The sequence below is a fragment of the Enterobacter sp. UPMP2052 genome (genome assembly GCF_053709675.1).
This window is the reverse complement of the sequence record NZ_JBSKJR010000020.1, coordinates 27,989-46,206: the sequence shown is the minus strand read 5'-3', so window position 1 is coordinate 46,206 and position 18,218 is coordinate 27,989. Positions and strand designations below refer to the sequence as shown.

The 18,218-nt window shown below is 56.1% G+C and carries 15 protein-coding genes and 1 rRNA gene; 7 read left to right on the top strand and 9 right to left on the bottom strand.

The features are described from left to right. A 16S ribosomal RNA gene (locus tag ACWKX3_RS23675) occupies nt 1–71 on the bottom strand; the annotation flags it as partial. A gap of 479 nt (nt 72–550) precedes the next feature. Here ACWKX3_RS23675 and ACWKX3_RS23670 point away from each other — a divergent pair. Together ACWKX3_RS23670 and mdtD are read left to right on the top strand one after the other, a co-directional pair. Beyond that, on the top strand, nt 551–1,258 hold the full coding sequence (locus tag ACWKX3_RS23670; protein ID WP_337279515.1) for a FadR/GntR family transcriptional regulator: 708 nt from the start codon (nt 551–553) through the stop codon (nt 1,256–1,258). Further along, the gene (gene mdtD / locus ACWKX3_RS23665) at nt 1,255–2,688 is read left to right on the top strand and encodes a multidrug transporter subunit MdtD (RefSeq protein WP_446187780.1); all 1,434 of its coding nucleotides are present in this window, start codon (nt 1,255–1,257) and stop codon (nt 2,686–2,688) included. Before ACWKX3_RS23670 ends, mdtD begins: the two co-directional genes overlap by 4 nt. Here mdtD and rbsR read toward each other — a convergent pair. The 7 genes from rbsR to kup form a co-directional block, all read right to left on the bottom strand. Further along, complete coding sequence (rbsR, locus tag ACWKX3_RS23660; protein ID WP_454542611.1) at nt 2,654–3,646, bottom strand: ribose operon transcriptional repressor RbsR; 993 nt, start codon at nt 3,644–3,646, stop codon at nt 2,654–2,656. The genes mdtD and rbsR overlap by 35 nt on opposite strands. 3 nt (nt 3,647–3,649) lie before the next feature. Then, entirely contained in the window at nt 3,650–4,579 is a 930-nt protein-coding gene (gene rbsK, locus ACWKX3_RS23655; protein WP_153689602.1) for a ribokinase, read from the bottom strand. A gap of 108 nt (nt 4,580–4,687) precedes the next feature. After that, nucleotides 4,688–5,578, bottom strand: coding sequence for a ribose ABC transporter substrate-binding protein RbsB (gene rbsB, locus ACWKX3_RS23650; protein ID WP_006177540.1), 891 nt, complete (start codon nt 5,576–5,578; stop codon nt 4,688–4,690). A gap of 27 nt (nt 5,579–5,605) precedes the next feature. Then, nucleotides 5,606–6,571: a ribose ABC transporter permease gene (gene rbsC / locus ACWKX3_RS23645; RefSeq protein WP_006177541.1), complete on the bottom strand. Its 966-nt coding sequence runs from the start codon at nt 6,569–6,571 to the stop codon at nt 5,606–5,608. 4 nt (nt 6,572–6,575) lie between these two features. Then, the gene (gene rbsA, locus ACWKX3_RS23640) at nt 6,576–8,081 is read right to left on the bottom strand and encodes a ribose ABC transporter ATP-binding protein RbsA (RefSeq protein WP_088208917.1); all 1,506 of its coding nucleotides are present in this window, start codon (nt 8,079–8,081) and stop codon (nt 6,576–6,578) included. 7 nt (nt 8,082–8,088) lie between these two features. Then, nucleotides 8,089–8,508 carry a D-ribose pyranase gene (rbsD, locus tag ACWKX3_RS23635; RefSeq protein ID WP_006177543.1) on the bottom strand — a complete coding sequence of 140 codons (420 nt, stop codon included), beginning with the start codon at nt 8,506–8,508 and terminating at the stop codon, nt 8,089–8,091. 214 nt (nt 8,509–8,722) lie between these two features. Beyond that, complete coding sequence (gene kup / locus ACWKX3_RS23630) at nt 8,723–10,591, bottom strand: low affinity potassium transporter Kup (RefSeq protein WP_006177544.1); 1,869 nt, start codon at nt 10,589–10,591, stop codon at nt 8,723–8,725. A gap of 222 nt (nt 10,592–10,813) precedes the next feature. On the opposite strand from kup, the gene ravA reads away from it, so the two are divergent. Continuing rightward, complete coding sequence (gene ravA, locus ACWKX3_RS23625) at nt 10,814–12,310, top strand: ATPase RavA (protein ID WP_137272995.1); 1,497 nt, start codon at nt 10,814–10,816, stop codon at nt 12,308–12,310. Further along, nucleotides 12,304–13,755, top strand: a complete 1,452-nt coding sequence (viaA, locus tag ACWKX3_RS23620) for an ATPase RavA stimulator ViaA (RefSeq protein ID WP_454542610.1) — start codon at nt 12,304–12,306, stop codon at nt 13,753–13,755. Before ravA ends, viaA begins: the two co-directional genes overlap by 7 nt. Here the strand turns inward: viaA and asnA are convergent, their stop codons facing one another. Then, the gene (asnA, locus tag ACWKX3_RS23615) at nt 13,756–14,748 is read right to left on the bottom strand and encodes an aspartate--ammonia ligase (protein ID WP_088208920.1); all 993 of its coding nucleotides are present in this window, start codon (nt 14,746–14,748) and stop codon (nt 13,756–13,758) included. A gap of 151 nt (nt 14,749–14,899) precedes the next feature. Between asnA and asnC the strand changes: the two genes are divergently transcribed. From asnC to mnmG, 3 genes are all read left to right on the top strand, one after another. Beyond that, a complete protein-coding gene (gene asnC, locus ACWKX3_RS23610; protein WP_006177548.1) occupies nt 14,900–15,358 on the top strand; it encodes a transcriptional regulator AsnC in 459 nt (152 codons plus the stop codon). Nucleotides 15,359–15,448: 90 nt separating this feature from the next. Then, complete coding sequence (gene mioC / locus ACWKX3_RS23605; protein ID WP_088208921.1) at nt 15,449–15,898, top strand: FMN-binding protein MioC; 450 nt, start codon at nt 15,449–15,451, stop codon at nt 15,896–15,898. Between the two features lie 374 nt (nt 15,899–16,272). Continuing rightward, nucleotides 16,273–18,162: a tRNA uridine-5-carboxymethylaminomethyl(34) synthesis enzyme MnmG gene (gene mnmG / locus ACWKX3_RS23600; RefSeq protein ID WP_006177550.1), complete on the top strand. Its 1,890-nt coding sequence runs from the start codon at nt 16,273–16,275 to the stop codon at nt 18,160–18,162. Nucleotides 18,163–18,218 lie beyond the last annotated feature (56 nt).

Sequence of the window (18,218 nt, the reverse complement as noted above, 5' to 3'; positions counted from 1 at the left end):
TACCGCTCGACTTGCATGTGTTAGGCCTGCCGCCAGCGTTCAATCTGAGCCATGATCAAACTCTTCAATTTAAGTTTGATGCTCGTGAATTAAACTTCGTAATGAATTACGTATGTTCACTCAGAGACTTGGTATTCATTTATTGTCCGAAGACATTAAGAATCCATTTCACTTTGAGTGCCCACACAGATTGTCTGATAAATTGTTAAAGAGCAGTGCAACGCGGCTTTCGCTCACCGTTGCGAGGTCCCGTATAATACGTTTTCCTCATTCAGAGTCAAGCGTTTATTTTCGCTTTTCTCTGCCGGCGTTCATCGCTGAACCCCGCTAACCCGGCGGCCTGTAAGCCGTTGTTCCGTGTCAGTGGAGGCGCATTATAGGGAGTTATTCTGAAGTGACAAGAGGAAATTTAAAAAAAGTTTTCGACCGTGTTTTTTTTCACCAATAGCGGTGAATCCAAGCTACAAATTGTTCTATTTGATGTATCTGCAACCACATTCACACTTCAGATGGCATAATTACCGGCATGAATAATTAAGGAATAAGAACGATGCCCTTAAGCGCACAGCAGCTGGCAGCACAAAAAAACTTATCGTATGTGCTGGCTGAAAAGCTGGCTCAGCTGATCTTAGCGGGCAAATATGCCCCTGGCTGCATCCTGCCGGGTGAAATGGAGCTGGGCGAACAGTTTGGCGTAAGCCGAACCGCCGTTCGCGAAGCGGTGAAAACGTTAACCGCAAAAGGAATGGTTCTCCCCCGTCCGCGAATCGGCACGCGCGTTATGCCTCAGAGTAACTGGAACTTCCTCGATCAAGAGCTTCTGTCATGGTGGATGACGGAAGACAATTTCCACCAGGTCGTGGATCATTTTCTGGTGATGCGCAGCAGCCTTGAGCCTCAGGCCTGTTTTCTTGCCGCCACGCTCGGCACTGCGGAGCAAAAAGCGCAGCTCAATACCTTAATGGAAGAGATGGTCTTCCTTAAAAAGCACTTCAATCGCGAGCGCTGGGTAGAAGTCGATATGGCCTGGCATGAACATATTTACGCGATGAGCGCCAATCCGTTCCTGACCTCCTTTGCCTCATTATTCCACTCGGTGTACCACACCTACTTCACCTCGATTACCCAAAACGAAGTGGTAAAGCTCGATATGCATCAGGCCATTGTCGATGCCATTCAGGATAGCGACGGGCCACGCGCCCTGAGCGCATGTCAGACGTTACTCGCCGCACCAGACCACCAGCAGGTAAATAAATGACAGAGAAAAAAGCGCGCAGTATGGCCGGGCTGCCGTGGATTGCAGCCATGGCGTTCTTTATGCAAGCGCTGGATGCCACCATCCTTAATACCGCGCTCCCCGCCATTGCGCAAAGCCTTAACCGCTCTCCGCTGGCGATGCAGTCTGCCATCATTAGCTATACCTTAACCGTCGCCATGCTGATCCCGGTCAGCGGATGGCTGGCCGATCGCTTCGGTACCCGTAAAGTGTTCATGCTGGCGGTAACGCTGTTCACGCTCGGCTCTCTGGCCTGCGCGCTCTCCACCTCATTGACGGAGCTGGTTATCTTTCGCGTCCTTCAGGGGATAGGCGGGGCGATGATGATGCCCGTGGCGCGTCTGGCATTGCTACGCGCCTATCCGCGCAGCGAACTGCTGCCGGTTCTTAACTTCGTGACCATGCCGGGGCTGGTCGGCCCCATCCTGGGTCCGGTACTCGGCGGTGTGCTTGTCACCTGGGCGAGCTGGCACTGGATCTTCCTGATTAACATTCCGATTGGCGTGGCCGGCCTGCTGTATGCCCGAAAATACATGCCGAACTTCACCACGCCACGGCGCAGCTTCGACATGGGTGGTTTTTTCCTGTTTGGCCTGAGCCTGGTACTGTTCTCAAGCGGAATGGAACTGTTTGGCGAGAAAATCGTCGCGACATGGCTGGCGCTGTCCGTCATCCTCAGCGGTATTCTGCTGTTCCTTCTTTATATACGTCATGCCCGTCGTCACCCGACGCCGCTGATCTCTCTGTCCCTCTTTAATACCCGCACCTTCTCGGTCGGCGTCGCAGGGAATATTGCCTCACGTCTGGGCACTGGATGCGTTCCGTTTTTAATGCCGCTGATGCTGCAGGTCGGTTTTGGCTACCCGGCGCTGATCGCCGGATGCATGATGGCTCCCACCGCGATGGGCTCGATTCTGGCGAAATCGACCGTCACGCAGGTGCTGCGCTGGTTTGGCTATCGTAAGACACTGGTTGGGGTGACGGTGTTTATCGGGCTGATGATTGCGCAGTTCTCGCTACAATCCGCCGCGCTGCCGGTCTGGATGCTGATCCTGCCGCTCTTTGTACTGGGAATGGCGATGTCGACGCAGTTCACCTCAATGAACACCATTACCCTTGCGGATCTGACTGACGAGAACGCGAGCAGCGGCAACAGCGTGCTGGCGGTGACCCAACAGCTGTCGATAAGCCTGGGGGTGGCCGTAAGTGCAGCCGTGCTGCGTTTTTATGAAGGCTTCGACGGCAGCAACACGGTGGAACAGTTTCACTATACCTTTATCACCATGGGCGCACTTACCGTCGTTTCGGCGCTGGTCTTTATGCTGCTAAAACCCAAAGATGGCCGCAACCTGATTAAAGAGCGCCACAAAACGAAGGCTAAACCGAACCACGTTCCATCAGAACAGGAGTAAGCTGCAGGCGTTGCTGCTGCAGCGTGGGCTGCGCCATACGGTGGATTAAGACATCGATGGCCAGCTCGCCCAGCTCATCCTTTGGCTGATGAATCGTGGTCAGCGGCGGCGTCATGTAGCGCGCCAGTTCGATGTCATCGTAGCCAACGATCGCCATATCGTCCGGCACGCGCAATCCTGCCTGATAGAGCGCCTGATAGGCACCAAACGCCATCGCATCGTTACCGATAAATACCGCCTGCGGGCGCTCCGCTTGTGCCAGCAGCGTTTGCATTGCCTCGAAGCCGCCATTAAATTCGAAATCACCGGTGATCCGGTAGCCATCGGGTATGGCAAGCCTCGCCCGCTCCATTGCCGCGAGATACCCTTCCAGACGCAAACGCGCCGGGGTTTTATCCAGCGGACCGGTGATGCAGGCGATACGGGTATAGCCTTTGTTGATCAGATGCTGAGTGGCCATATCGCCCCCGAGCAGGGAGTTATCCTGGATCAGATCGCTGGTGCCGTCGAACGGTGCCCAGTCCATCATCACCGTGGGAATGGACGGATAACGCTGGATAATCTCTTTCGACGGCTGGTGCGTCTCGGTGCACAGCAGCAGTAGCCCGTCGACGCGTTTTTGCATCAACGTCTCCAGGTTACGGTTCATGCGCTGCTCGTCGCCTTCGGTATTGCACAGCACCAGGCTGTAGCCGCGTTCGAAGCAGCTGCGTTCAACGCCGCGCACGAGTTCAGAATAGAAAGGGTTGGTACTGGCCGTGATCAGCATACCAATAGTGCGCGTCTGGTTGAGCTTGAGGCTGCGCGCCAGCGCCGAGGGCGCATAGTTGAGATCTTTTACCGCCGCTTCGACTTTTTCCCGAATCGCCTCGCTGACGAAGCGATCGTTATTAATAACGTGGGAGACGGTCGACGTAGAAACGCCCGCCATGCGGGCGACATCTTTCATTGTGGCCAAGCGTTACCCCTGCTGACTTAAGAATTCATCGATCTCTTTGCGCCATGGAACGGAAGGCTGAGCGCCTTTACGCGTTACCGCGATGGCCGCAGCAGCATGCGCAAAACGAATCGCGTCATCCATTTGCGTGCCTTCCAGCAGCGCCGTTACCAGCGCACCGTTGAAGGTGTCTCCCGCCGCGATGGTATCAATCGCTTTAACCTTAAAGCCCGGCACGCGGCGGCCTTCACCGTTTACGCTTGCCCACACGCCGCGGCTGCCAAGGGTGATAATGACGGTACCAATGCCTTTATCATGCAGCGCTTTTGCTGCGCGCGCCGCATCATCATCATTTTCAACGCGAATGCCGGTCAGCTTTTCCGCTTCCGTTTCGTTGGGGGTAATGATATCCACCAGCGCCAGCAGTTCGTCTGATAATACACGGGCAGGCGCAGGGTTGAGTACGACAGAGGTATGATTTTCATGCGCAATTTTAGCCGCAGCCATTACGCTTTCTACCGGCGATTCCAGCTGCATCAGCAGCGCGTCGGCACTGGCGATCCGCTCCCGCTGCGCGTCCACCCGCTCAGGGGTCAGCGCGGCGTTAGCCCCCGCATGAATACCGATAACATTCTCCCCTTCCGCGTTGACGAAAATCAGCGCCACGCCGGTGGATTCCCCTTCAACGACGCTCACCGGTGCAATGTCGATGTTATCGCTTGCCAGCTGATGGCGTACGCGCTCGCCGGTGTCGTCATCGCCCGTGCAGGCAATAAAAGCGATATGCGCCCCGCTGCGTCCGGCGGCGACCGCCTGGTTTGCGCCTTTACCGCCGAACGCCACCTGGTACTGATTGCCGGTGACGGTTTCGCCCGGTGTCGGGAAAGATTCAAGGTTAAGAATGTGATCGGCATTGATACTGCCAAGGACGACGAGGTTGCCTGCGGTTTTCATGGTTGAGCTGTCCATCTGAGAGCGCCACCGGTGTGACCCGGTGGCGTATGCCACACTTTTCTTTTATTTGGTGTCCCTCAGGCAGCCAGCGACTGCCTGAATCGCCTTTTACTGCTTGATGACCAGCTTCAGGTCAACAGGATATTTGGCCTGAACTTTTTCGCCCTTCAGCACTTTATCAGCAGTCTGAACGCCAGTGGCGCCAATCTGCTCTGGCAGCTGAGCGATGGTCGCAGCCAGTTTGCCATCATTTACTGCTTTTTCACCATCCGGCGTGCCGTCAAATCCGACGACCATCACATCTGATTTACCTGCGGTCTGCAGAGCACGCAGCGCGCCCAGCGCCATTTCGTCGTTCTGAGCGAATACGGCCTGCACGTCAGGATGCGCGGTCAGCAGGTTCTGCATCACGTTCAGACCTTTCGTGCGGTCGAAGTCAGCAGGCTGGCTCGCCAGGACGTTAAATTTGTGCGCAGCAACGGCCTGCTGGAAGCCTTCGCCACGTTCACGCGCCGCAGACGTCCCCGCGATGCCCTGCAGTTCAATGACTTTCGCGCCATCACCGGCTTTCTTCGCGATGTAGTCACCGGCGATTTTGCCGCCCAGGACGTTATCGGAAGCAATGTGGCTGACCACGTCACCTTTAGAAGCCTGACGGTCCAGAGTGATCACCGGAATATTCGCCTGGTTAGCCATCTTCACGGCGTTGCCTACGGCGTCAGAATCGGTTGGGTTGATCAGCAGGATTTTGGTGCCACGAACGGTCAGGTCCTGAACGTTTGCCAGCTCTTTCGCCGGGTTGTTCTGAGAATCCAGCACCACCAGGTTGTAGCCCAGCTTGTCGGCTTCTTTCTGCGCGCCGTCCTTAAGAGAGACGAAGAACGGGTTATTCAGCGTGGAGATAACCAGCGCAATGGTGTCTTTCGCCATCGCGTTAGCACTTACGGTTGCGCTCAGCGCGACTGCAGAAACCAGGGTAGCCAGTTTTTTCATGTTCATATCTAAGATGTCCTGTAGTGTCGTCAGTTACTGTTTTTTGTTGTCTACCAGTACCGCCAGCAAAATCACCACTGCTTTGACGATCATCTGGTAATAGGAGGAAACACCTAATAAATTCAAACCATTATTCAGGAAACCGAGGATAAGCGCGCCGATCAATGTCCCAACAATGCGACCTTTCCCGCCCGCAAGGCTCGTTCCGCCCAGCACCACTGCCGCGATAGCATCCAGCTCATAACCCGTCCCCGCCGTCGGCTGAGCGGAAGAGAGGCGCGCCACTTCGATGATCCCCGCCAGAGAGGCCAGCAGGCCGCACAGGGAGTAGACGATAATTTTCACTTTATTCACGCTGATGCCGGACAGGCGCGTTGCCGCTTCGTTACCGCCCAGCGCATAGATATAACGGCCCAGGCGGGTGTGATGCAGCATGTACCACGCCGCCAGGAAAACGATGCCCATGATCCAGACCGGCGTCGGAATGCCCAGCGGGCGACCAATACCGAACCAGCCAAACAGATCGGCATTATCCGTAAAGCCGGTATTCACCGGGCTGCCGTTGGTGTAAACCATCGTTACGCCGCGCAGCAGCAGCATCATGACCAGCGTGGCGATAAATGCCTGAACGCGGCCTTTCGCCACGATCACACCGGTTACCGCACCAATCGCCGCACCCGCAGCCAGTGCGGCGGCCACGGCCACCAGCGCATTGACTTCAATCCCGACAATCGACGCGGCAATCGCCCCGGTGAGTGCCAGCAGGGAACCGACGGACAGGTCGATACCTGAGGTCAAAATCACCAGCGTCATCCCTACCGCCATGATGGCGTTTACGGAAGTCTGCTGAAGAATGTTGAACAGGTTATTAACGGTAAAAAAGTTCGGGCTCATGGTGGAGACAATGGCGATCAGCACCAGCAGGGCAATCAGCGATTTTTGTTCCAGCAGCCATGCCTTAGTGAAATAGCGGCGACCAGAAACGGCCTGGGTAGTCATCTTCTTACTCCTGATTCACGCGATTAAGCTTGCCCACAGCGGCAGCCATCAGAACTTCCTGGGTGGCCTGCTCGCGAGTGAATTCACCGCCGAGATGCCCTTCATGCATAACGATAATGCGATCGCTCATGCCTAAGACTTCTGGCATCTCGGAAGAGACCAGAATGATGCTCAGGCCGTCGGCTTTGAACTGGTTAATCAGCTGGTAGATCTCTTTCTTCGCGCCCACGTCTACGCCGCGGGTAGGCTCATCGAGGATCAGCACTTTCGGGCGCGTCATCAGCCCGCGGGCAATCGCCACCTTCTGCTGATTCCCGCCGGACAACAGGCCAATAGCCTGCTCCATCGACGGGGTTTTGACGTTAAACAGGCGGATAAAATCGCTCACCGCCTGCTGCTCGTCTTTGTGTTTGAGGCTGCCACCGCTATGGCTGAAATAGCGCAGCGCGGTCAGCGACATATTTTCTTTCACCGACATACCCAGCACTAAGCCGTCGCGCTTGCGGTCTTCGGAGATATAAACGATGCCGTTCGCCAGGCCATCCTGCGGAGAACGTGTCACCACTTCCCGCCCGTCGAGGGTTACGTAACCGCTGGTACGCGGCAGCGCGCCGTAGAGCACTTTCATCAGCTCGGTACGGCCCGCCCCCATCAGGCCCGCCACGCCCAGGATCTCGCCCTGACGCAGGGTAAAGGAGACGTCGTTCACGCCCGGCCCGCACAGGTTGTCCACCTTCAGGCGGATCTCACCCGGCAGTTTATCGAGATGCGGGTACTGATCTTCAAGCTTGCGGCCCACCATCATTTCGATCAGAGAATCTTCGGTCAGCGTGGCCACTTCCCGCTCGGCAATAAACTGCCCGTCACGGAAGACGGTCACGTCATCGCAAATCTCGAAGATCTCTTTCATGCGGTGGGAGATATAAACAATGCCGCGCCCCTGCGATTTCAGCTCGCGGATGACGCGGAACAGGGAGTCGGTTTCGGTATCGGTCAGGGCGTCGGTGGGTTCATCCATAATGATGACCTTCGACTCAAAGCTGAGTACCTTGGCGATTTCCACCATCTGCTGATCGCCAATGGAGAGGTCGCCCACCTGGCGGTCGCTCTTAAAGCGCAGGTTCAGCTTCGCCAGCAGCTTGTCCGCCTCGGCATACATGGTTTTCCAGTCGATTTTGCCGAACCGGTTAACAAACTCGCGGCCAAGGAAGATGTTCTCCGCAATGGTCAGCTGCGGGATCAGGTTCAGTTCCTGGTGGATAATGCCGATGCCCGCCTCCTGAGAGGATTTCGGGCCGGTGAACGTGGTCTCTTTACCCAGCCAGACCAGCGAGCCGGCATCGCGTTGGTAAATACCAGTCAGCACTTTCATCATGGTGGATTTGCCGGCACCGTTCTCGCCCACCAGCGCCATCACGCGCCCGGGGTAAACGTTCAGTGCCGCACCGGAGAGGGCTTTTACGCCCGGGAACGATTTATCGATCCCTTTGAGTTGCAGTAATGCGTCCATGATGGCCTCAGAACGTGACGCCAGCACAGAGAATGATATTCGCATACGGGGAACACTCCCCGCTGCGAATCACCGCCTGACTGTCTGCGGTTTGTTGTTTGAACTGCTCGTGTGTTGTGTAACGAATTTCTATGGTGTTTCCCTGGTGTTGTTGCAGTTGCTCAAGGTGGCTGAGCAACGTTTCGTGGAGTTGCGGATTATGGTGTTTAATTTCCGTCGCGAGAATGGCCGTCTCAACCTGCATCTCCGACGTCACCACATCCAGTACCTGCATAAACGAGGGCACGCCCTGCGTTAACGCCATATCAATACGGGTAGTGCTGCGCGGAACCGGTAAGCCTGCATCGCAAACCACCAGCGTATCGGTATGCCCAAGACGGGAAATAACCGACGAGATTTCTGAGTTGAGTACAGCGCCTTTCTTCATTTTCTTGCTCCACTAGCGAAACGTTTCGCTCTCATGAGTTTAATCCGAAGTGTGCTCAGAAAACCATCATGAGGTAACAGAATTGTGATCGACGTCGAAACGTTTCGCTAAGTGAAATGCTGAAAGAAAAAAAGCCCGGCGGCGCTTCGCTAGCATGGGCCTACAGGTTGAGTAGGTCGGGTAAGCGAAGCGCCGCCGGGCATTGCTGCGAGGATTAAATCTCGACCTGGGTTCCCAGCTCAATCACGCGGTTAGGCGGGATCTCAAACTGGTCAGGCGCGCGCAGGGCGTTACGCTGAAGGATAAGGTACAGCTTGCCGCGCAGGCGCAGATACCACGGACGTTTGCCGATAATCAGCGACTCGTGCGACATAAAGAACGATGTCTCCATCATGCGGCAGCTCAGCCCTTCCAGACCGCAGCGGTGGAATACCTCTTCCACGTTCGGTGTTTCGCGCCAGCCGTAGCTGGCCACCACGCGCCAGAAGGTAGGCGACAGCTGCTCGATCTGCACACGACGCACGTTATGAACGTACGGTGCATCTTCGGTACGCAGCGTCAGCAGGATCACCCGCTCGTGCAGCACTTTGTTGTGCTTAAGGTTATGCATCAGCGCAAACGGGATGACGTTCAGCGCGCGCGACATATACACCGCCGTGCCCGGCACGCGCACCGGCGGGGATTTCTCCAGCGAGGCTATCATCGCTTCCAGAGAGTTACCGTGCTCATGCATACGGCGCAGCAGGCGGAAGCGCTCGCTCTTCCACGTCGTCATCACGATAAACATCACCAGACCGAGCGTCAGCGGCAGCCAGCCGCCGGAAACGATTTTATCGAGGTTCGCCGAGAACAGCGGCACGTCGATACATAGGAAGCCAATCAGGATCAGCGCCACAAGGAACTTGTTCCAGTGCCAGTTGCGGTACGCCACCGTGGTGGAGAGAATCGACGTCAGCACCATCGTCCCCGTTACGGCGATACCGTACGCCGCCGCCAGGTTGCTGGAGTGCTCGAAGCTGACGATAACAATCACCACCGCGAAGTAGAGCAGCCAGTTGATAAACGGAATGTAGATCTGCCCCGACTCCATTTCTGAGGTGTGGATAATGCGCATAGGGGAGAGATAGCCCAGGCGCACCGCCTGGCGGGTCAGGGAGAACACGCCAGAGATTACCGCCTGCGAGGCGATAACCGTCGCCAGGGTCGCAAGGATCAGCATCGGCACCAGCGCCCACTCAGGGGCCAGCAGGAAGAACGGGTTTTTAATCGCTTCAGGATGTTCAAGCAGCAGCGCGCCCTGGCCGAAGTAGTTCAGCACCAGCGACGGCAGCACCACGGTGAACCACGCCACGCGGATAGGCAGTTTGCCGAAGTGGCCCATATCCGCATACAGCGCTTCCACGCCGGTAATAGAGAGCACCACAGCGCCCAGCGCAACGAAAGAGACGACCTTATATTCCATGAAGAAATGCACGGCCCACATCGGGTTCAGCGCGTGCAGAACGTCCGGGTTAGAGATTATGCTGCGTAAGCCCAGCGCGGCCAGAATCAGGAACCATGCCAGCATAATCGGCGCGAAGAGCTTGCCCACCAGCCCGGTACCGTGTTTTTGAATGGCGAAAAGCAGCGTCAGCACGATGATGGCAAGCGGAACGACCCATGAATCAAGCTGGGGAGCGACGATCTCCAGCCCTTCTATCGCCGACATCACCGAAATGGCGGGGGTAATCACGACCTCGCCATAAAAGAAGCTGCCGCCAATCAGGCCAATAATCACCAGCACCGACGTCATTCTGGGGGACGTGTTGCGCCCGGCAAGGGACATCAGGGTCAGAATACCGCCTTCACCCGCGTTATCTGCGCGCATAACGAAAGAGAGATACTTAACGGATACCACCAGGATCAGCAGCCAGAAGATGAGTGACAGGAAACCAAATACGGCTTCGCGCTCAACACCAAAACCAAACTGACCGGACAAACATTCACGAAGCGTATAGAGCGGGCTGGTGCCAATATCACCATAGACAACCCCGATCGCCGCAAGCGTTATTGCGGGTAATGATTGCTTTTTATCAGTGCTCATAGACTAGTCTTTTCGTTTATATAACAAATGTGTGCTTAGTCCCTTGGCCCACAAAAAGCGCACAGTATGCACGATTCATTAAAAAATCGTACCCCTAAATACAACCGCATTAATGTAGCGCAAAGAAAATTGCGCCGCACTTCAGTCTATTACCAGCCATGACTGAAACGTCTATACTCGCTTCAATTAGCCACCACGACGGCGAAAGGATGCAAAACTATTATGGCTCACTCACATTTAATAGCAGAAAGAATTTCCCGCCTCAGCAGCGCGCTGGAAAAAGGCCTTTACGAGCGTAGCCACGCCATTCGTCTCTGTTTGCTGGCCGCCCTGAGCGGGGAAAGCGTGTTTCTGCTTGGCCCACCGGGCATCGCCAAAAGCCTGATTGCCCGCCGGTTGAAATTTGCCTTTCAGAATGCCCGCGCGTTCGAATACCTGATGACCCGCTTTTCGACCCCGGAAGAGGTTTTTGGCCCCCTATCCATTCAGGCGCTGAAAGATGAGGGGCGCTATCAACGTCTGACGGAAGGTTATCTGCCGGAAGCCGAAATCGTGTTTCTCGATGAGATCTGGAAAGCCGGCCCGGCCATTCTGAACACCCTGCTGACCGCCATTAACGAACGCCGGTTCCGTAACGGGGCCAGCGAAGAGAAGATCCCGATGCGCCTGCTGGTGGCCGCGTCGAACGAACTTCCGGAAGCAGACAGCAGTCTGGAAGCGCTGTATGACCGCATGCTTATCCGCCTGTGGCTCGACAAGGTGCAGGATAAATCGAACTTCCGCTCCATGCTGGTGAGCCAGCAGGATGAAAATGAAAACCCGGTCGCGCCGGGGCTGCAGGTGTCCGACGAGGAGTATTACCAGTGGCAGGAAGAGATCGGCAAAATCAAACTGCCTGACGCGGTGTTTGAGCTGATCTTCATGCTGCGCCAGCAGCTGGATTTGCTGCCCTCTGCGCCTTATGTCTCCGATCGCCGCTGGAAAAAGGCGATCCGCCTGCTGCAGGCCAGCGCGCTGTTCAGCGGACGCGATGCCGTGGCGCCAATCGATCTGATCCTGCTGAAAGACTGCCTGTGGCACGATGCGGAAGGGATGAACCTGATGCAGCAGCAGCTTGAAGTATTGATGACCGGACACGCCTGGGGACAGCAGGCCATGCTCACCCAACTGGGCGCGATTACCCAGCGCCGCATCCAGCTACAGCAGCAGCAAAGCGATAAAACGGCGCTGAAGGTGAACCGCGCAGGCGGCATGTTCGCGCGTAAACCGCACTACGAACTGCCGACAACGCTCACCGACACGACGCTGACCCTGCTGCTTCAGCAGCCGCTTAAGCTCCACGATATGCAGGTGGTTCACGTTGCGATTGAGCGCGAGGCACTGTCGCAGTGGCTCGACAAAGGCGGCGAGATACGCGGCAAACTCAACGGCATCGGGTTTGCGCAACCGCTTACGATGGAAGTGGATAGCAGCCAGCATCTGGTGATCCGCGATGTGAGCCTGCAAGGCTCGCGCCTTGCGCTACCGGGAACCGCTTCAGACAGCGTACCGGAAGAGATTAAGCAGCAGCTGGAGGCGCTGGATACCGAATGGCATCAGCAGCATACGCGCTTCAGCGAGCAGCAAAAGTGTCTCTTTATACATAGCGACTGGCTGGGGCGCATCGAAGCCAGCCTGCAGGACGTAAGCGCGCAGATCAAACAGGCGCGTCAATGCTAACGCTGGACACGCTCAACGTCATGCTGGCGGTCAGTGAGGAAGGGTTGATCGAGGAGGTGGTCATCACCCTGCTGGCAACGCCGCAGCTCGCAGCCTTCTTTGAAAAATTTCCCCGCCTTAAAAAGGCCATGACCGACGATCTGCCACGCTGGCGCGACAACCTCCGGCAGCGTTTCAGGGAGACCGAAGTTCCGCCTGAGTTAACGGAGGAGGTCGCTGGCTATCAGCAGTGCCAGCGGCTCTCGACGCCGCAGTTTGTCGTCCAGCTTCCGCAAACCCTGGCCCTGCTCGACAAAGTGCATTCGCCGTTCGCCAGCCAGGCCCGGGCGCTGGTAATGGACAACGCCACCTTTACCCCGGCGTTGCATACCCTCTTTTTACAGCGCTGGCGGCTTAGCCTGGTGGTGCAAGCCACCACCCTCAATCAGCAGATGCTGGATGAAGAACGCGAACAGCTGCTCAGTGAAGTGCAGGAACGCATGACCCTGAGCGGTCAGCTTGAAGAGGTGCTGGTGGAAAATGAAAATTCCGCCGGGCGTCTGTGGGATATGAGCGCCGGGCAGCTCAGGCGCGGTGACTATCAGCTGATCGTGAAATACGGCGACTTTCTGGCGCAACAGCCGGAACTGATGAAACTCGCAGAACAGCTGGGCCGCTCGCGGGAGGCCAAATCCGTCCCAAAGAAAGATGCGCCGATGGAGACGTTTCGCACGCTGGTGCGTGAACCGGCGACCGTGCCGGAGCAGGTGGACGGGCTACAGCAAAGCGATGAAATTTTACGCCTGCTGCCCACTGAGCTAAGCACGCTCGGGATGACCGAGCTGGAGTATGAGTTTTACCGGCGGCTGGTAGAGAAACAGCTCCTGACCTATCGGCTACATGGCGAAGCCTGGCGCGAGAAGATTAGCCAGCGTCCGGTGGTGCATCAGGATTTTGATGAACAGCCGCGCGGGCCGTTTATTGTGTGTGTAGATACCTCGGGCTCTATGGGCGGATTCAACGAACAGTGCGCAAAAGCGTTCTGCCTGGCTCTGATGCGCGTGGCGCTCGCCGATCGACGACGCTGTTTTATCATGCTTTTTTCCAGCGAAGTTGTCGGTTATGAACTGACAAACCAGCAGGGCCTTGAGCAGGCGATCCGCTTTTTAAGCCAGCGATTCCGCGGCGGCACCGATCTGGCGAGCTGTTTTCGCAGCATCGTCGAGCGTATGCAGGGCGGCGACTGGTACGACGCGGACGCCGTAGTCATTTCCGATTTTATTGCCCAGCGGCTGCCAGATGACGTGGTAAATAAGGTGAAGGAGTTACAGCGGGTGCATCAGCACCGGTTCCATGCCGTGGCGATGTCTGCACATGGAAAACCCGGCATCATGCGCATCTTCGATCATATCTGGCGCTTTGATACCGGGCTGCGTAGCCGCCTGCTGAGACGCTGGCGGCGCTAATTAAAGAAGAGAGCCGACGCTTTCACGAACCTGCTGCGACCAGACGCCACACTGCACCTGACCGATATGGTCCAGTTGCAGCAACAGCATGGTCAGACGGGACTGGCCAATTCCGCCGCCGATAGTCTGCGGCATTTCACCGCGCAGCAGCGCCTGGTGCCACTCCAGCTGCAGACGATCTTCATCTCCTGTGATGGCCAGCTGGCGCTTCAGCGCGTCGGCATCCACGCGGATCCCCATTGACGATAGCTCAAACGCATCTTCCAGAACGGGGTTCCAGACCAGAATATCGCCGTTCAGACCGGCAAATCCACTCTCACCGGCGGTGCTCCAGTCGTCGTAATCCGGCGCACGAACGTCGTGACGCTTGCCGTCGGACAGCTTGCCGCCAATCCCGATCAGGAACACGGCACCCAGCTCTTTCGCGATCGCGCGTTCACGGCCTTTTGCATCCAGATCTGGGAAGCGGGCCAGCAGATCCTGGCTGTGAACAAAGTGGATCGTTTCCGGCAGGAACGGTGCCAGACCAAACTCTTTGCTTACTGCCGCTTCGGTGGCTTTGATCCCGGCGTAGATCGCTTCAACGGTCGATTTCAGCGTACCAACGTGGCGTTCACCATCCCCCATCACGCGCTCCCAGTCCCACTGGTCAACGTAGACCGAGTGGATCGGCGTCAGGCGGTCTTCATCGGGGCGAAGGGCTTTCATGTGCGTGTACAGCCCTTCGCCCGCGCTGAAGTCGTGCTGCCCCAAGGTTTGACGCTTCCACTTCGCCAGGGAGTGGACCACTTCGAAGCGGGCGTCTGGCAGTGTTTTCACTTTTACCTGTACCGCTTTTTCGCATCCAGACAGGTTATCCTGCGTCCCGTCACCCACGCGGCTGAGGATCGGTGCCTGAACTTCAATCAGTCCAAGCTTATCTTCCAGCTGGCGTGAGAAATGGGATTTAACGAAACTGATCTGGCGTTGTTTTGCGATGTAAGCGGTTTTCATTATGTTTACTCCTGCGTTCTGTTGGTATTGATTAAGCAACAGAAAGGGCATCCAATACAATAACCCATCAACAAAAAGGCAGCTTCACTTTTTATTCATCAAAATAAGACGCTAGAATAGAGTGATTCACTAATCATCATAAGAAAAAGCGATGGAAAATTATCAGATCGACAATCTGGACCGCGGCATCCTCGAGGCCTTAATGGCCAATGCCCGCACCGCGTACGCCGAGCTGGCTAAACAGTTTGGCGTCAGCCCGGGGACCATTCACGTTCGCGTGGAGAAAATGAAACAGGCCGGGATCATCACCGGCGCACGCATTGACGTAAACCCTAAACAACTCGGCTACGACGTCTGCTGCTTTATTGGCATTATTCTCAAAAGTGCGAAGGACTATCCCTCCGCGCTGGAAAAGCTCAACGCGCTGGATGAGGTGACCGAAGCCTACTACACCACCGGGCACTACAGCATTTTCATCAAGGTGATGTGCCGCTCTATCGATGCGCTCCAGCAGGTACTTATCAACAAGATCCAAACAATAGATGAAATTCAGTCCACCGAGACGCTGATCTCCCTGCAAAACCCGATCATGCGCACCATCCGCCCCTGATCGGGCAAATTCATTCCCACATTTTCCACAGGTAGATCCCAGCTCGTTCACAGCGTACAATGTCCGCCTCTTAATCTGAGCGAGCGATCAATGGCGGACATTACTCTTATCAGCGGCAGCACCCTTGGCGGTGCCGAATATGTTGCAGAGCATCTGGCTGAAAAGCTGGAAGACGCGGGGTTTTCCACGGAAACGCTCCACGGACCATTGCTTGACGACCTCCCGGCTGATGGGGTCTGGCTGCTGATCACCTCTACGCACGGTGCGGGCGATCTGCCGGATAACCTGCAACCTTTATATGACGACCTGCTGGAACAGCAGCCCGATCTCTCACGCGTCCGTTTCGGTGCAATCGGGATCGGCAGCCGCGAATATGACACCTTCTGTGGCGCAATAGAGAAAGTCGAAGCCGCAGTGACCGCCTGCGGTGCAAAAAAGGTGGGCGAAACGCTCAAGATCAACATCCTCGATCATGACATTCCTGAGGATCCAGCCGAGATCTGGCTGGGTGACTGGAAAAATTTACTCAAAAACGATTAAAGATCGCGCAAACAGATGTGGATAACTCTGGTTAAAAGCTCGTATTAACCGGTAGTTATCCAAATAACAACCGCTGCTTCGTTTTTGAGCTGTGGATAAATACGCGATCTGATCCCAGCTTATACGGTCCAGGATCACCGATCATTCACAGCTAACGATCCTTCTTAAACGCATGATCTTCTTGGTGAGATCGGACTTATCCACAAAGGTCCGCGATCCTAATAAGAGATCACAATAGAACAGATCTCTAAATAAAAAGATCTTCTTTTTAATAGCCCAGGATCCCAATGCTTTCTCGAAAGACTAAAGTTGAGTAGAATCCACGGCCCGGGCTTCAATCCATTTTCATACCGCTTTACGCGAGGCAGACCACCATGTTTTATCAGGATCCTTTCGACGTCATCATCATTGGCGGGGGTCACGCAGGCACTGAGGCTGCAATGGCCGCAGCGCGCATGGGTCAACAGACCCTGCTTTTGACACACAATATCGACACGCTGGGACAAATGTCCTGTAATCCTGCGATTGGCGGCATTGGGAAAGGACACCTGGTAAAAGAAGTGGATGCACTTGGCGGCCTGATGGCGAAAGCGATCGATCAGGCAGGCATCCAGTTTAGGATACTAAACGCAAGTAAAGGCCCGGCCGTTCGTGCCACCCGTGCACAGGCGGATCGCGTGCTTTACCGTCAGGCCGTACGCACCGCGCTGGAGAACCAGCCGAACCTGATGATCTTCCAGCAGGCGGTTGAAGATCTTATCGTTGAGAACGATCGCGTCGTGGGTGCCGTAACCCAGATGGGGCTGAAATTCCGCGCCAAAGCCGTCGTGCTGACCGTCGGGACATTCCTGGACGGCAAAATTCACATCGGTCTGGATAACTACAGCGGTGGCCGTGCTGGCGATCCGCCGTCGATCCCGCTGTCTCGCCGTCTGCGCGAGCTGCCGCTGCGCGTCAGCCGCCTTAAAACTGGCACACCGCCGCGTATTGACGCGCGCACTATCGATTTCAGCGTGCTGGCTCAGCAGCATGGCGATAACCCGATGCCGGTCTTCTCGTTTATGGGCAATGCGGCGCAACACCCGCAGCAGGTACCGTGCTACATCACGCATACCAATGAAAAAACCCATGACGTGATCCGTAATAACCTCGATCGCAGCCCAATGTACGCTGGCGTGATCGAAGGGATCGGCCCACGCTACTGCCCGTCGATCGAAGACAAGGTGATGCGCTTTGCCGATCGCAACCAGCACCAGATCTTCCTGGAGCCGGAAGGGCTGACCTCTAACGAAATTTACCCGAACGGCATCTCCACCAGCCTGCCGTTCGATGTCCAGATGCAAATTGTTCGCTCAATGCAGGGCATGGAGAACGCGAAAATCGTCCGTCCTGGCTACGCTATTGAGTACGATTTCTTCGATCCGCGTGACCTGAAGCCCACTCTGGAGAGCAAATTCATCCAGGGCCTGTTCTTCGCAGGTCAGATCAACGGCACCACCGGCTACGAAGAGGCTGCAGCACAGGGGCTGCTTGCGGGTCTGAACGCCGCGCGCTTCTCTGCTGAGAAAGAGGGCTGGGCACCAGGCCGTTCTCAGGCTTATCTGGGCGTGCTGGTCGATGACCTGTGTACGCTGGGTACCAAAGAGCCGTACCGCATGTTTACCTCCCGTGCGGAATATCGCCTGATGCTGCGTGAAGATAATGCCGATCTGCGACTGACCGAGATGGGCCGCGAGCTGGGTCTGGTGGATGACGAACGCTGGGCGCGCTTCAACGAGAAGCTGGAACGCATCGAGCGTGAACGCCAGCGTCTGAAAACGACCTGGGTGAATCCGCAGGCAGAAACAGCTGCTGAAGTGAATACTCACTTAACTGCACCTCTCTCCCGTGAAGCCAGCGGGGAAGATCTGCTGCGTCGTCCTGAGATGACGTACGAAAGCCTGGTTAACCTGACGGCGTTTGCACCGGGTCTGGATGACGCCGAAGCGGCCGAGCAGGTCGAAATTCAGGTGAAATACGAAGGTTACATCGCGCGTCAGCAGGATGAGATCGAAAAACAGCAGCGTAACGAAAACACGCTGCTGCCGGAAATGCTGGACTATCGTCAGGTGACCGGCCTTTCCAACGAAGTGATCGCCAAACTGAACGATCATAAACCTGTGTCGATCGGCCAGGCATCCCGTATCTCCGGCGTCACGCCTGCGGCAATTTCAATTCTGCTGGTGTGGTTGAAAAAGCAGGGTATGCTGCGCCGCAGCGCGTAATGCCCAGAACATTGCCCGGTGGCGCTGCGCTTACCGGGCCTACTGAACCCGTAGGG